The organism is Companilactobacillus sp. HBUAS59699, from assembly GCF_036913575.1.
GTDB lineage: Bacteria > Bacillota > Bacilli > Lactobacillales > Lactobacillaceae > Companilactobacillus.
In genome coordinates this window covers 19,479-34,412 of sequence record NZ_JAYKTV010000002.1, presented here as the reverse complement: position 1 = coordinate 34,412, position 14,934 = coordinate 19,479, and the positions used below count along the sequence as shown (strand labels likewise).

The 14,934-nt window shown below is 38.0% G+C and carries 13 protein-coding genes; all 13 read left to right on the top strand.

The window, feature by feature from the left end; translation table 11 throughout:
• Window positions 1–3: 3 nt before the first annotated feature.
• The 13 genes from queA (at window position 4) to U8519_RS03695 (ending at window position 14,892) form a co-directional block, all read left to right on the top strand.
• On the top strand, window positions 4–1,038 hold the full coding sequence (gene queA, locus U8519_RS03755) for a tRNA preQ1(34) S-adenosylmethionine ribosyltransferase-isomerase QueA (RefSeq protein ID WP_334328999.1): 1,035 nt from the start codon (window positions 4–6) through the stop codon (window positions 1,036–1,038).
• 61 nt (window positions 1,039–1,099) lie between these two features.
• The gene (gene tgt, locus U8519_RS03750) at window positions 1,100–2,242 is read left to right on the top strand and encodes a tRNA guanosine(34) transglycosylase Tgt (protein ID WP_334328998.1); all 1,143 of its coding nucleotides are present in this window, start codon (window positions 1,100–1,102) and stop codon (window positions 2,240–2,242) included.
• Between the two features lie 90 nt (window positions 2,243–2,332).
• Window positions 2,333–2,833, top strand: a complete 501-nt coding sequence (gene yajC / locus U8519_RS03745) for a preprotein translocase subunit YajC (protein WP_334328997.1) — start codon at window positions 2,333–2,335, stop codon at window positions 2,831–2,833.
• 175 nt (window positions 2,834–3,008) lie between these two features.
• Window positions 3,009–4,451, top strand: a complete 1,443-nt coding sequence (zwf, locus tag U8519_RS03740) for a glucose-6-phosphate dehydrogenase (RefSeq protein ID WP_334328996.1) — start codon at window positions 3,009–3,011, stop codon at window positions 4,449–4,451.
• Window positions 4,452–4,469: 18 nt separating this feature from the next.
• On the top strand, window positions 4,470–5,600 hold the full coding sequence (dinB, locus tag U8519_RS03735; protein ID WP_334329501.1) for a DNA polymerase IV: 1,131 nt from the start codon (window positions 4,470–4,472) through the stop codon (window positions 5,598–5,600).
• Window positions 5,597–6,553 (top strand): DHH family phosphoesterase, encoded by a 957-nt coding sequence (locus U8519_RS03730; protein WP_334328995.1) that lies wholly within the window; start codon window positions 5,597–5,599, stop codon window positions 6,551–6,553. Before dinB ends, U8519_RS03730 begins: the two co-directional genes overlap by 4 nt.
• Window positions 6,554–7,894 (top strand): DEAD/DEAH box helicase, encoded by a 1,341-nt coding sequence (locus U8519_RS03725; protein ID WP_334328994.1) that lies wholly within the window; start codon window positions 6,554–6,556, stop codon window positions 7,892–7,894.
• 237 nt (window positions 7,895–8,131) lie between these two features.
• A complete protein-coding gene (alaS, locus tag U8519_RS03720) occupies window positions 8,132–10,771 on the top strand; it encodes an alanine--tRNA ligase (protein ID WP_334328993.1) in 2,640 nt (879 codons plus the stop codon).
• Window positions 10,772–10,834: 63 nt separating this feature from the next.
• Window positions 10,835–11,092, top strand: coding sequence for an IreB family regulatory phosphoprotein (locus U8519_RS03715; protein WP_076613517.1), 258 nt, complete (start codon window positions 10,835–10,837; stop codon window positions 11,090–11,092).
• Window positions 11,092–11,526, top strand: a complete 435-nt coding sequence (gene ruvX, locus U8519_RS03710) for a Holliday junction resolvase RuvX (protein ID WP_334328992.1) — start codon at window positions 11,092–11,094, stop codon at window positions 11,524–11,526. The genes U8519_RS03715 and ruvX overlap by 1 nt, the downstream gene beginning before the upstream one ends.
• Before the next feature lie 31 nt (window positions 11,527–11,557).
• Window positions 11,558–11,866: a DUF1292 domain-containing protein gene (locus tag U8519_RS03705; protein ID WP_125565582.1), complete on the top strand. Its 309-nt coding sequence runs from the start codon at window positions 11,558–11,560 to the stop codon at window positions 11,864–11,866.
• 70 nt (window positions 11,867–11,936) lie between these two features.
• Complete coding sequence (locus U8519_RS03700; RefSeq protein WP_334328991.1) at window positions 11,937–12,470, top strand: CvpA family protein; 534 nt, start codon at window positions 11,937–11,939, stop codon at window positions 12,468–12,470.
• A gap of 67 nt (window positions 12,471–12,537) precedes the next feature.
• A complete protein-coding gene (locus U8519_RS03695) occupies window positions 12,538–14,892 on the top strand; it encodes an endonuclease MutS2 (protein WP_334328990.1) in 2,355 nt (784 codons plus the stop codon).
• Window positions 14,893–14,934 lie beyond the last annotated feature (42 nt).

Genomic DNA, 14,934 nt, shown 5'->3' with positions numbered 1-14,934 from the left:
AGAATGACATTAACAACCGAAGATTTTGATTATAATTTACCAGAAGAACTAATTGCACAAACACCTATCAAAGATCGTGATCACTCACGTTTACTAGTTTTGGATCATGAAACAGGCGAATATCAAGATAAGCATTTTTATGATATTTTAGATTATCTTAATCCCGGGGATGCTTTGGTTATGAACAATTCCCGTGTTTTACCAGCTCGCTTGTATGGTACTAAGGAAGATACTGACGGTCACGAAGAAGTATTGTTGTTGAATAATACTGAAGGTGACAAGTGGGAAGTTCTAATGAAACCAGCTCGCCGTGCCAAAGTTGGAACAAAAGTTAAATTTGGTGACGGTCAACTTGAGGCTACTGTTCTGGAAGAACTAGAACATGGTGGAAAGATCATTGAATTTCATTATGACGGTATTTTTCTAGAAATATTGGAGAAGTTAGGTGAGATGCCTCTCCCTCCATATATTAAGGAAAAACTAGATGATCCTGATCGTTATCAAACGGTTTATGCTAAAGAGAATGGTTCAGCTGCTGCACCAACTGCTGGTTTGCATTGGACAAAGGACTTACTAGAAAAGGTTCAAGAAAAAGGCGTTAAGCTAGTTTATTTAACTCTCCACGTTGGTCTAGGAACATTTAGACCGGTGACTGAATCAGATATTAGTAAACATGTCATGCATTCAGAGTTTTATCGTTTGGACGAAGATTCGGCTAAGACTTTGAATGAAGTTCGTAAGAATGGTGGCAAGATCGTCGCTACCGGAACAACATCGATCAGAACCTTAGAAACAATAGGAACTAAGTTCAATGGTGAAATCAAAGCCGATAGTGGTTGGACAGATATCTTCATTAAACCAGGATATGAGTGGAAAGTAGTTGATGAATTCATTACTAACTTCCATTTACCTAAGTCAACATTGGTAATGCTAGTTGCTGCATTTACTGGTAGAGAAAACATTTTAAACGCATATGAACACGCCATCGAAGAGAAGTATCGCTTCTTTAGTTTCGGTGATGCAATGTTTATTAAATAGAGAGAGTGAACAAAGTCGGTAAATTTGACTTTGGTAGCTTTTCAAATTGAGAGGGGAATACATGGAACCAGCTGTTAAATATACTTTAATCAAAAAAGAAAAACACACTGGCGCACGTCTTGGAAAACTAGAAACACCGCATGGTACTTTTGAAACCCCAATGTTCATGCCAGTTGGTACAGAAGCTTCAGTTAAAAACATGGCTCCAGAAGACTTGGATAAGATCGGAGCCAGCATTATCCTAGCTAACACTTATCACTTATGGCTTCGACCAGGTGAGGATATCGTCAAAGAAGCTGGCGGATTGCACAAGTTCATGAATTGGGACAAAGGTATCTTAACTGATTCTGGTGGTTTCCAAGTTTTTTCATTAGCTAATACGCGTGATATCACAGAAGCTGGAGTTCATTTCAAGAATCATTTAAATGGACGTCGAGAGTTTTTGTCACCTGAAAAGGCAATTAAGATCGAAAACTATTTGGGACCAGATATTATGATGAGTTTGGACGAATGTCCGCCATTCTTCGAAAGCTATGATTACATCAAGAAGTCAGTCGAGCGTACTAGTCGTTGGGCTGAACGTGGTCTCAAAGCTCATCGTAATCCTGATTGGCAAGCACTATTTGGAATCGTTCAAGGTGCTGGTTTTGAAGACTTGCGTAAGCAGAGTGCTGCCGATCTAGTAAGCATGGACTTCCCAGGTTATTCGATCGGTGGATTATCAGTTGGTGAATCAAAGGAAGAAATGAATCATGTACTTGATTTCACCGCTCCACTATTACCTGAAAACAAGCCTAGGTACTTGATGGGCGTTGGATCAACTGATGCCTTAGTTGATGGTGTAATCCGTGGTATTGATATGTTTGATTGTGTTTTGCCAACTAGAATCGCCAGAAACGGTACATGTATGACAACTAAGGGTCGCTTGGTTATTAAAAATGCTAAGTATGCTCGTGATTTCCGTCCATTAGACGAAAATTGCGATTGTTATGTATGCCGTAACTACAGTCGGGCTTATATTCGTCATTTAATTAATGCTAATGAATTATTTGGTACACATTTAACTAGTTATCATAATCTTTATTATCTATTGAACTTGATGAAGGGCGTTCGTCAAGCCATTCGAGATGATAACTTATTAGAATTTAGAGAACATGTTTTTGAGGAATATGGTCTAAATAAAGAAAATGCACGAAATTTCTAAGATTATTTTTAATTAAAAGGCAATGTATGTGGTTTGAATAATAAATTTTTGATACCATATAAGTATGTAAACTATTAAGAGGTGGAAAATTTGAATTATTTAACATTAGGCGCTGCAGCAGGTGGATCATCAACGATTTTCTTAGTATTTATTGTGATCATGTTCGTTGGTATGTACTTTATTTCTATTCGTCCACAAAAGAAGCAACAACAAAAACGTCAAGAAATGCTTAATCAAATGGGTAAAGGCGACAAAGTTGTTACACTTGGTGGTATCAAGGGAAGCATCGCATCAATCGATCGTGACAACAAAGAAGTTGTTGTTGATTGTGATGGTATTTATTTAACATTTGATTTGAACTTTATTCGTAAAGCTACACCTGGTGACAAAGTTAAGGCATCAGATGGAAAGAATAAGCCAGAAGCAAAGGTTGAAGAAAAGACCGAAGAAGCTCCTAAGGAAGAAGCTAAACCTGAAGAAGCCAAAGCAGAAGAAAAAACTGATGACGCTTCAAAGGAAGAAACAAAGACTGAAGAAACCACTGAATCAACTGAAAAGGCTGAATCAGACGATAAAGCTGAAGAAAAATAGTTATTTGAGATTGAAATGTGAAAATTTCAATCTTTTTTCTTGCCTTAAAGTATGCTCTAAGGTTTAGTATTAGTTCGGTAATTAAAAAACAAAGACTAAAAAGACAATATTACAGATGTTTAATTGTACATGTTGTAAAATATAACTAATGACGTTATCTAAAGGGGTTTGGAAAATGGCTACAGAAAAATCAGCAATTTTTATTATATTTGGAGGTTCTGGTGACTTAGCTCACAGAAAACTCTATCCTGCACTATATCGTTTGTATCAAGCTGGAATGTTAAAAGATCATTTTGCTGTGATCGGTACAGCACGTCGTCCATGGAGCGATGAATACTTCCGCGAAACAGTTGTAGCCTCACTTAAGGACATTGATGATGACAAGGACAAGATGGAAGAGTTTGCCAAACACTTCTTCTATCAATCACACAATGTCAATGATTCAGAACATTATATTGCATTGAAGGAATTGGCTGCTAAGTTAGATGACCAATTCGATGCGGGTCACAATCGTGTTTACTACATGGCAATTGCACCAAGATTCTTTGGTACAGTAGCAGAACACATCAAGTCAGAAGGCTTGAAGACTGAAGGAGGTTACAATCGTTTAGTTATCGAGAAGCCATTCGGTCGTGACCTAGCAAGTGCTACAGAGTTGAATGACTCACTAACAAAAGTCTTCCCAGAAGATGAAGTCTATCGTATCGATCATTACTTAGGTAAGAAGATGATCCAAGAGATCTCTAATATTCGTCTGAAGAATCCTAAGTTTGAGGAAGCACTTAATAGTAAGTATGTTTCAAACATCCAAGTCACTTTGGGTGAATCATTAGGTGTTGAAGATCGTGGCGGCTACTACGAAACATCAGGAGCTTTGCGTGATATGGTTCAAAATCACATTATGCAGATCATCGGTTCGATTGCGATGGACAAGCCTGAAGAATTAAGTGCTGAAGCGGTTCATAAGGTTAAGACAGACTTGTTTGCTAGTTTGAAGGTTCTACAACCTGATGAAGTTGATAAGGACTTCGTCCGTGGCCAATATGATACTGATAATTTAGGCGACCAAAAAGCCTATCGTGATGAAGATAAAGTCGCCGAAGATTCAAATATTGAAACTTACGTAGCAGGTAAGATCGAATTCGATGATGAACGTTGGAATGGTGTACCATTCTATGTTCGTTCTGGTAAACGTATGCCTGCTAAGTCATCAAGAATTGATATTGTCTTTAATGACAAAGTTGCAGAATTGGGCATCAAAGCCAACACAACGGTTAGCTTTTTGATTGAGCCTGAAGATGGTCACAGTATCTTAGTTAATGGCATCGACTATCTTGAAGCTAATCAAGAAGTTATCAAATTCCCAGAAGATAAGACTTACTTCGACAATGCTCGTGAAGCCTATGAAAGTTTGATCATCGATATCTTGGCTGGAGATCATGTCCACTTTACTTTGTGGGACGAATTACAAAGTACTTGGAAGTATATTGATGTTATTAGAGAGCAATGGGATGCTGAAGAACCTGACTTCCCTAACTACCTTAGTGGAACAATGGGTCCAGAAGCAGCTGATACATTGCTAGAACGTGATGGTAATTCATGGGTCTGGGACGACTAGGCTAGGTGGTGTTAAACTATCGGATTTTTAAAGATACCAATTAGAATTGAAGAGAATCGAAAGATCATCCATGTTGACATGGATGCTTTTTTCGCTTCTGTGGAAGAACGCGAACATCCCCAATATAAGAAGAAATGTCTGATCGTTGCACCTGATCCTAGAAAGAATCATCATCATGGTGTCGTCACTACCGCTAATTACAATGCACGAAAATACGGTGCACATTCAGCAATGCCGGCTCAACAAGCAATTGAATTGATTCCACGCGAAAAATTAATTATTGTTCCACCAAATTTTGAATTGTATCGTAAAACTTCCAATTATATTCACAGTATTTTTGCGGAAGTAACGGATAATTATCAGTCGGTTGCATTAGATGAAGCCTATCTTGATGTAACTAAGAATAAGTTGAACGAATCCAATACATTGAAGATTGCTAACTATATTCAACAAAAAATTGTCAGGGAAACGCACTTAACTTGTTCAGTCGGGATCTCTTACAATAAGTTTTTGGCGAAGATGGCATCGGATTATCGTAAACCATTTGGTCGGACGATCATTCTAGGACAATATGCCGAAGATTTTTTGAAGCCCATTCCAATTGAAAAGTTCAATGGTATCGGTAAGGCGATGCAGAAGAAGTTACATGATATGGATATTTATACCGGTGGAGATTTACAGAACTTGGATCAAGATGTATTCATTAATACATTTGGTAAGATGGGCTATGTCATGTTCAGACGTGTGCATGGCATTGATGATGCTCCAGTAGAAGGACATCGGGTCAGAAAGTCCATTGGACGTGAAAGAACCTATAATCAAAACTTAGTTTTAAAAGAACAAGTTGAAAAAGAATTAAAATTTTTGGCTGATTTAGTTAGTAAGGATTTAAAAAAGCAACGTCAACATGGCAAGACGGTGGTTCTAAAATTGCGTAACTCGGAGTTCGAAACGGTTACCAAGCGTATGACATTTCAAGATTATGTTCAGGATAAAGGTGAAATATATCGTATTGCCAAAGAGATTTATGATAAATTAGACATAAGTGATCAAAAGATCAGGTTGCTTGGTATTACACTTACCAATTTAGATCCGTTATCTTATGAGGAAGTTTCTTTAAACTTATTTAATCCGGAGGGAAATCAATGAATAGTTTTTCAGATATTATCGAAACAATTAAAAAGTATGATAAGATTGTTATCTTACGCCATCAGAATCCAGATCCTGATGCCTTAGGTTCACAAACAGGACTTGCTACAGCTTTGCGTGAAGCCTATCCAGATAAAAAAATCTTGATCGGTGGTCACAACGCTGAAGGTCTAAAGTGGCTGTCAACAATGGACGAAGTGAGCGATGACGACTATAATGGAGCCTTGGTTATTTCTGTTGATACTGCTAATACACCGCGTGTTGATGATGATCGTTTTAACAACGGTGACTTTTTGATCAAGATCGATCATCATCCCAACGATGAAGCATACGGTGATCAGTTATTTGTTAACACAGATGCAAGTTCTTGTTCAGAAATCATTGCTGACTTAATTGATTCAACTGAAGAGCTAACTTTGACCAAATCCGTTGCGTATTATTTATATGCTGGTATAGTAGGTGATACTGGTCGCTTCATGTACCCATCTACAACTGAGCATACATTGAATATTGCTGCTAGATTAGTTAGTCTAGGAATTGATTTTTCTGGTATAAATCAAAGTATGAATGAAATTACTTTGGCACAAGCCAAACTACAAGGTGAATTATTTAATCGCTTAAAAGTTGATAAGTCAGGCGCTGCAGTTGCTGTTATCGACTTAGATTTAATGAAGAAATTAGGAATTAATCAAGAAAAGGCTAATTCTGTAGTTTCAACACCAGGACGTTTGCACGAAGTAACATCTTGGCTTGAAGCGGTTCAAAAGGACGATGGCACTTTTAGAATGCACCTACGTTCTCAAGGACCAGTTATTAATGGCTTGGCAAAAGAACATGATGGCGGTGGACATCCATTAGCTAGTGGTGCCAACGCTAAGAATTTGGATGAAGTAAACCAAATGTTTAAGGAATTGATTGAAATCGTTCAAGATTTCAAATCGAAAGGTGAATAGATGACTAAATTTTCACAATATAATTTTAATGATGCGATCAATAAATCGCTAAAGGAGATACACTTCGACGAACCAACACCAGTTCAAGAAGCTGTGATCTCACTTATTAATAAGAAGAAAGATATAATTGTTCAATCAGAAACTGGTTCTGGTAAGACACATGCCTTCTTATTGCCAATTTTGAATTCAATTACTAAAGAGCAGACTGTTCAAGCATTGATCGCTACTCCAAGTAGAGAATTGGCTTATCAAATATATGAAGATACACAAGCTATCCTCAAGAATTATCCAGAAGAATACAACGCTTTTATTTACGTCGGTGGTGCTGATCGTGATCGTCAAAAGAGAAAGCTGGAAGCACATCAACCTCAAATCGCTATCGGTACTCCAGGTAGATTGTGGGATATGATTCGCGAAAACGACTTACACGTTGATGACGTTGAACGCTTCGTTGTTGATGAAGCTGATATGACTTTGGACATGGGCTTCTTAGATGACATCGATCACATTGCAAGTAAGATGCCTGAGAACCATGAAATGATGGTCTTCTCAGCTACGATCCCACAACGTCTGGAACCTTTCTTGAAGAAGTACATGAAGGGTCCTCAACGTGTAGAGATCAAGAATTCTAACGTTATTGCCAAGAACGTTGAGAACTGGCTAATGTTTGCTCACGGTCGTGACAAAAAAGAAATGATCTATCAACTAATGACTCTGGGCTCACCATATTTAGCTTTGATCTTTGCCAATACGAAGAAGTCTGTCGATGAAATCTACAATTACTTGAAGTCTAAGGGCTTGAAGGTAGCTAGAATTCACGGTGGATTGACACCTCGTGAGAGAAAACGGGTCATGAAACAAGTTGAGAATATGGAATATCAATTCGTTGTTGCAACTGACTTGGCTGCGCGTGGAATTGATATCAATGGTGTATCTCACGTTATTAATGCTGAGATTCCTGATGACTTGGACTTCTTTATCCACCGTGTTGGTAGAACTGGTCGTAACAAGATGTCAGGTATCGCAATCACTCTGTACAATCCTGGTGAAGAGAACAAGATTGCTGAATTGGAACACATGGGTATCAAGTTCTTGCCAAAGGATCTGAAGAATGGTGAGATCGTTGAAGCGTATGACAGAGACCGTCGTACGCAACGTCATGCTACTCAAGAAAAACTTGATCCAAAATTAGTTGGATTCGTTAAAAAACAAAAAACAAAGAAAAAACCTGGATATAAGAAAAAGATTAGACAAGCTATTTCAACTGATAAGCGTCAAAAGAACCGAATTAAGAATCGTCAAGCTATGAAAGCACAACGAGACAAACGTCGTAAAAGTTAGTAGTTGACTTTTTTTCAATCGGTAGTTAATATTTTCATTGGATATATCTGACTGTCAATCCTATCAGAGAGGGCTATTGGTGTGAATGCCTAGGTTGTTGGTCGTCAGATGCTGCCAGTTAAAATGTAAATAAATAATTTGTTGAGAGGCTAACGAAAATCGTTGCAAACAAGGTGGTACCGCGCAGTGGCGTCCTTGGACATGCAACGGTTTTCTCTTTTTTTAAGGGGAGTAAAAATGAAAAATTTATCAAGTGCTGAAATCAGAAAGATGTTTTTGGACTTCTTTCAAACAAAAGGTCATATGATTGAACCTAGTGCATCACTAGTACCAGTTAACGATCCAACATTATTGTGGATCAACTCAGGTGTTGCTACATTGAAGAAGTATTTTGACGGTACAGTGATTCCTAAGAATCCACGTATCACTAATGCTCAAAAGTGTATTCGTACTAATGATATTGAAAATGTCGGAAAAACTGCACGTCACCAAACATTCTTTGAGATGCTTGGTAACTTTTCAGTTGGTGATTACTTCAAGAAGGAAGTTATCCCTTGGGCCTTTGAGTTCTTAACAAGTCCTGAATGGCTAGATATGGATAAGAATCTTCTATACGTAACGACTTATCCTAAGGATACTGAAACTCAAAAACTCTGGGCAGAAGTCGGAATTGCTCCAGATCATATTTTAAAGATCGAAGATAACTTCTGGGATATCGGTGAAGGTCCTTGTGGTCCTGATTCAGAGATTTTCTATGACCGTGGTCAAAGCTTCAATAATTTGGCTGAAGATGATCCAGAGAATTATCCTGGTGGAGAAAACGAAAGATATCTAGAAGTTTGGAATATTGTCTTCTCAGAACTAAATCATTTGCCAAGTGGCAAGTACGTAGAACAACCACATAAGAACATTGATACGGGGATGGGACTAGAACGTCTAGTTTCCATTCTTCAAGGTACAAAGACTAACTTTGAAACTGACTTATTCAAGCCAATTATTGACCATGTTGAAATATTAAGTGATGGTCGTAAATACGGTGCAAGTAAGCAAGATGATGTTTCATTCAAGATCATTGCCGATCACGCTAGAACTGTTTCTTTCGCTGTTGGTGACGGTGCATTGCCTTCTAATGAAGGACGTGGATATGTTATCAGACGTTTGATCAGACGTGCGGTTCTTAATGGTAAGAAGTTAGGGATCGATGGACCATTCTTGTACAAGCTAGTTCCAATCGTTGGTCAAATCATGGAGAGTTACTATCCAGAAGTTAGCCAACAAAAGGACTTTATTGCTCAAACTATTGAATTAGAAGAGAAACGTTTTTCTGAAACCTTAAATGATGGTTTATCACTATTAAATGGTATAATTGACTCTCTTCATAAGAATAATGAAAAAGTCATCGATGGTGCTGATGCCTTCAAACTTTACGATACTTACGGTTTTCCATTAGAAATGACTCGTGAGTACGCTCATGATGAAGGACTTGAAGTTGACGAAGATGGATTTAAAGAAAACATGGAAGAGCAAAAGCAACGTGCTCGTTCAGCTCGTGGAAATTTACAATCAATGGGTATGCAAGATGAAACTTTGATGGAAATCAAAACTCCAAGTGAGTTCGTTGGTTATGATAACAATGAGATCAAGGCTACATTGAAGGATATTGTTGTAAATGACTCCGAAGTAGAATCTGTTAGCGAGGGTCAAGCTCAATTGATCTTTGACAAGACACCATTCTATGCTGAGATGGGTGGACAAGTTGCTGATATCGGTGGTATCTATGATATGAACGGTAATCAAGTAGCTGAAGTTACTGATGTTCAACATGCACCTAATGGTCAAAACATTCATATCGTCAATGTTTCAAGTGCTTTGAATAAGAATACTGAATATGAATTGAAGATCGATGGTGAATTCCGTGAAAAGGTTCGTCACAATCACACTGCTACCCACTTGTTAGATCAAGCATTGCGTACAGTTGTTGGTGAGAGAACACATCAAGCCGGTTCATTAGTTGAACCAGGTTACTTGAGATTTGATTTTAACAGTAATCAAGCTCTAACATCAGATCAAATCAGTCAACTTGAAAAGATCGTAAATGAAAAGATTTGGGATGCTATTCCAGTTAAGACCGAAGTATTGCCAATTGAAGAGGCTAAGAAGAAAAAGGGCGCAATCGCAATGTTCAGCGAAAAGTACGGTGACATTGTACGTGTCGTTGAAATCGATGACTATTCAGTTGAATTCTGTGGTGGTACACATGCCAGAAATACTTCTGAATTAGGACTATTTAAGATTATTTCAGAATCAGCTATTGGTTCAGGTATTCGTAGAGTAGAAGCCGTTACCGGTGAAGAAGCCTTCGAATACCTAAGCAATCAATTGCAATTATTACAAGAAACAGCAAAGAATATGAAAGTCAATCAATTGAAAGATGTGCCTGCTCGTGCATCACAATTAGTTGACGAAAACAAAGCTTTGACTCGTGATAACCAAAACTTGAAGCTAAAACTTACAAGTCAAAAATCAGCTGAAGTCTTCAACAAAGTAGATGAAATCAATGACTTCAAGGTTATTGCTAATGTCATTCCAGCTGATATGGCAGCGTTGAGACAATTAGCTGATAAATGGAAGAATGATCAGACATCTGATATTTTGGTATTAGGTGGTAGTGCCGATAAGAAGGCTAGTTTGGTCGTAGCTGTAAGTAAAGATGCTCAAAGTCGCGGCGTTAAAGCTGGAGATCTAATTAAAAAGATTGCCAAAGAGATTCAAGGTGGCGGTGGCGGCCGTCCCGATATGGCCCAAGCCGGTGGTAAAAATCCCGCTGGTCTTACAAATGCGTTACAATTAGCCAAAGATGTTATTAAATCTTATTAAAGTGGGCTATAATTGTAATGAATCTTTCTGGTCACTTAAATTTTTGCTATATGGAGGTTTGCCATGAGTTCACTTGATAAAACAATGAGTTTTGATTTTAATGAAAACAAAGGCAAGGACGTCAAAGAAACATTGCAAAGTGTTTACCAATCTCTAGAAGAGAAAGGCTATAATCCAATTAATCAAATTGTTGGATACCTATTATCAGGAGATCCTGCCTATATTCCACGTCATAATGACGCTAGAAACTTGATCCTAAAACATGAACGAGATGAGATAATCGAAGAATTAGTTAAGAGTTATCTCAACCAGGACAAATAATGCGTTTATTAGGATTAGACGTCGGCTCCAGAACTGTTGGTGTAGCTGCAAGTGACTTGCTGGGATGGACTGCTCAAGGTGTAGAGATTATTCGAATCAATGAGGATAAAGAGGAATTTGGTTTGGATAGACTCGGTGAAATCATCAAGGAAAAACAAGCAACAGGTGTTGTCTTGGGATTACCTAAGAATATGAATAATACCGAGGGCCCAAGAGCTGAGAAGTCTCGTGAATATGGGAAAATGGTAGAAGATAAATTTAACTTACCAATTGATTTTATTGACGAAAGATTAACAACTGTTCAAGCTGAAAGAATGTTGATCGATGAAGCAAATGTTTCGCGCGGTAAAAGAAAAAAAGTTATCGATAAGATTGCAGCAGAGATGATCTTACAAAATTATCTCGATGCAAAAGGTAAATTAACGAAGGAATAATCGGGCTGTGTGCCTGTTTGAGGTGATATTTATGAATGAAAATCCAGAATCACCAAAAGATTTGGATGAAGTTACATTAAGTGACGATCAAGGTAATGAAGAAGTTTACAAGATTCTCTTTACTTTTGATTCAGAGGATTATGGTAAGTCTTATGTCTTCCTATATCCCAAAGCAGATGAGGATTCTGACGAAGTAGAACTTCAAGCTTACTCGTTTGAACCAGATGAAAACGGCGATGTTACTGCCGGAGATCTTCTACCAATTGAAGACCCAGAAGAATGGGACATGGTTCAAGAAGTTTTGAATACTTTTACGTCAGATGACGGTCAAGATCAATAGTTTATCAATGACCATGGATCGATTTATTTGTTGATCCATGGTTTTTGGAACTTTTTATTAAGGGGATATAATGCTGAGTCTGTTACTTATTTTATTTTTAGTCTATGGTTTTTACGTTGGTGCCCGACGTGGACTAGTTATGCAAGCATTTTTTACAGTTGGATATGCGATTTTCTTTGGAATCGCTATGGTGTCCTTCAGAGCATTAGGACCAAAATTTGAAATGATTGTTCCTTATCCTTCTGCTAGTTTAGGAAGTGAATTTGCTTTCTTCTCAACTAAAGTGGGAATGGAATTGGATGATGCATTTTATCGTGCTTTTGCTTTTATCTTTGTGTGCTTCATTGGATGGATAATCGTACGTTTTGTAGGATTGTATTTTAAACGTCTGACTTATTATCCAATGTTCAATGATGTTAATTTGTTGAGTGGTGGGATCCTAGGATTACTAGTTACGTATGTAACGTTATTTATGGTCCTTTTGCTGCTCGCAATGATTCCCGTCAGTGGGATTCAAAATGCTTTGCAACACTCATTTATAGCTTCAACAATGATTAGAAGCACGCCAGTTTTAACCTCGATGTTAACTGGTTTATGGATATAAAAATTAATAATTGGGCTGAGACAATTTATTTTGTTTCAGCCTTCTTTTATACGTATAGGGAGTAGATATGAATAATAAAGCTTTAAACGTGTTAGAGTTTGACAAGATCAAAGCTGAAATTGGCAAATTCTTAATTACTTCACGTGGAAAGACACTTCTCAAGAAGCTTATGCCTATGTCAGTTGAGTCGATCGTTCAACGTTTGATCGACCAAACAAAAGACGGAATGGATATCGTCCGTCTCAAAGGGGAAATTCCGGTTAGAAAATTAGCTGATCTGCATGATCAGGCTAACCGATTAAAAAAAGATGGAAATCTTAACGGAACAGAATTAGCTTCGATTGGTGAAGTCTTAAAAAATACTAGTGAATTAAAAGAATTCTTTGAAAAATTAAAAGATGACGAGGTCGATCTTCGTCAACTGTATGATTTAAATGAAAAATTGATCGATAATCCTAGTTTAACTACTAGAATTACTAAGTCAGTGGATGATACTGGTCGTGTATTAGATACTGCATCTGATGATCTTAAGTACATCAGAGAACAGATCAGTCGCTTAAATGCTGAAATAAGAAGTGCGATGGAACGTTACACTCGTGGTAAGGGTACGAAGTATCTAACTGAAGCAATCGTTACTTTACGTGATGATAGATTCGTTGTTCCCGTAAAAACCGAGTATCGTGCCAAATTTGGCGGTGTCGTCCATGATCAAAGTGCTAGTGGACAAACACTCTACATTGAACCAGAAGCGGTTGTAGGGCTTAATAATCGTCTTCATGACTCACAGACATCAGAAAAACTCGAAGAAATCAGAATTTTGAATCAATTGTCTGATCTAGTCCGCCCAGAGATCGATGATATCGTTAAGAATAATGAAGTTCTAGGTGAGTTTGACTTAGTCAATGCTAAGGCAAAATACGCCAATGAGATCAAGGGAACTGAACCGCTAATATCTGAAGATCACGTAGTTGATCTGAGAGAAGCCAAGCATCCCTTGATTGATCCTGAACGTGTAGTAGCTAACGATATTGAGATCGGCGATGACTACAAGACAATGTTAATTACTGGTCCTAATACTGGTGGTAAAACTATTACCATGAAGACTTTAGGTTTGATTCAGGCAATGGCTCAAGCAGGATTATTTATTCCAGCTCATGAAGAAAGCAAAATTGCTGTCTTCGATGAGATCTTTGTAGATATTGGTGATGAACAATCGATTGAACAGAATTTGAGTACGTTCTCGTCTCATATGGATAATATCATCAACATCATGCACAAGGTTTCAGATCGTAGTTTAGTCTTGATCGATGAGTTAGGTGCTGGTACTGATCCTCAAGAAGGTGCTGCAATTGCGATTGCTATTTTGGAAAAACTATCGAAGTCTGATTGTGTCATCATGGCAACGACTCACTATCCTGAACTGAAGGTATATGCCTACAATACAACGGATACGATCAATGCAAGTATGGAATTCGATGAGAAATCTCTGAAGCCGACTTATCGTTTGATGATCGGTATTCCCGGTTCAAGTAATGCCTTCAACATTGCTTCTCGATTAGGTATGGATCGTGATGTAGTAGATCGTGGTCAGAGTTTGATGAGTGGCGAGAGCCAAGATCTTAACAATATGATCAAAGATCTTGAGAACCGCCGTAAGGAATTTGAGAAGAAGAACGAAGATTTGGAATCTCAATTAACTCGCAACAAACAGATCGAAGATGATTATGAACAAAAGCGTACTGAATTGAATAATTCAAAAGATTCAGAGATCCAAGCTGCCAAGGTACGTGCTAATCAGATCATCTCTAAGTCACGTAAGGAATCTGACAAGATTATTGCTCGTTTACGTAAGTTGGAACAAGATGGTGTGGCTGTTAAGGAAGATCAAATCATATCAGCCAAAACTGGATTGAAGAATCTCCATCAAGACGAGACAGTCAAGAAGAATAAAGTGCTCCGACGTAATAAACGTAAACAGGCTCTTAAGGTCGGCGATGAAGTCAAAGCTCTTACATATGGTCAGATCGGTACGATTGTTCGCAAAGATAGGAATGATCAATACGAAGTGCAATTGGGAATTCTGAAGATGAAATTCTCAGGTGATGAGTTGGAGAAAACCAATGCCAAGCCTGAAGAGACTGAAAAGAAGCCAACAATGGTCAAGAGAACTAAGAGTTCTGGCCTATCAAGTAAGTTGGATCTTCGTGGTAAGAGATATGAAGAAGCAATGACTGAATTAGATAGTTATATCGATTCGGCCTTGTTAGCAGGTTACAATCAAGTGACGATCGTGCACGGATTCGGAACTGGTGTCATTAGAAAAGGTGTTACTAAATACTTGCAACGTAATCCACGTGTTAAGTCATTTGGTTACGCCCCAGCTAGTTCCGGAGGATCTGGTGCTACGATAGTTGATTTGTAATCTTGAAACAAAATATTTCCTTGTAAAGTAGTGAAGTGTTAA

Coding starts and splice junctions, on each gene's coding strand:
- queA (WP_334328999.1), top strand. CDS start 4: ATGACATTAACAACCGAAGATTTTGATTATAATTTACCAGAAGAACTA.
- zwf (WP_334328996.1), top strand. CDS start 3,009: ATGGCTACAGAAAAATCAGCAATTTTTATTATATTTGGAGGTTCTGGT.
- U8519_RS03725 (WP_334328994.1), top strand. CDS start 6,554: ATGACTAAATTTTCACAATATAATTTTAATGATGCGATCAATAAATCG.
- tgt (WP_334328998.1), top strand. CDS start 1,100: ATGGAACCAGCTGTTAAATATACTTTAATCAAAAAAGAAAAACACACT.
- U8519_RS03695 (WP_334328990.1), top strand. CDS start 12,538: ATGAATAATAAAGCTTTAAACGTGTTAGAGTTTGACAAGATCAAAGCT.
- alaS (WP_334328993.1), top strand. CDS start 8,132: ATGAAAAATTTATCAAGTGCTGAAATCAGAAAGATGTTTTTGGACTTC.
- U8519_RS03730 (WP_334328995.1), top strand. CDS start 5,597: ATGAATAGTTTTTCAGATATTATCGAAACAATTAAAAAGTATGATAAG.
- U8519_RS03700 (WP_334328991.1), top strand. CDS start 11,937: ATGCTGAGTCTGTTACTTATTTTATTTTTAGTCTATGGTTTTTACGTT.
- U8519_RS03715 (WP_076613517.1), top strand. CDS start 10,835: ATGAGTTCACTTGATAAAACAATGAGTTTTGATTTTAATGAAAACAAA.
- U8519_RS03705 (WP_125565582.1), top strand. CDS start 11,558: ATGAATGAAAATCCAGAATCACCAAAAGATTTGGATGAAGTTACATTA.
- ruvX (WP_334328992.1), top strand. CDS start 11,092: ATGCGTTTATTAGGATTAGACGTCGGCTCCAGAACTGTTGGTGTAGCT.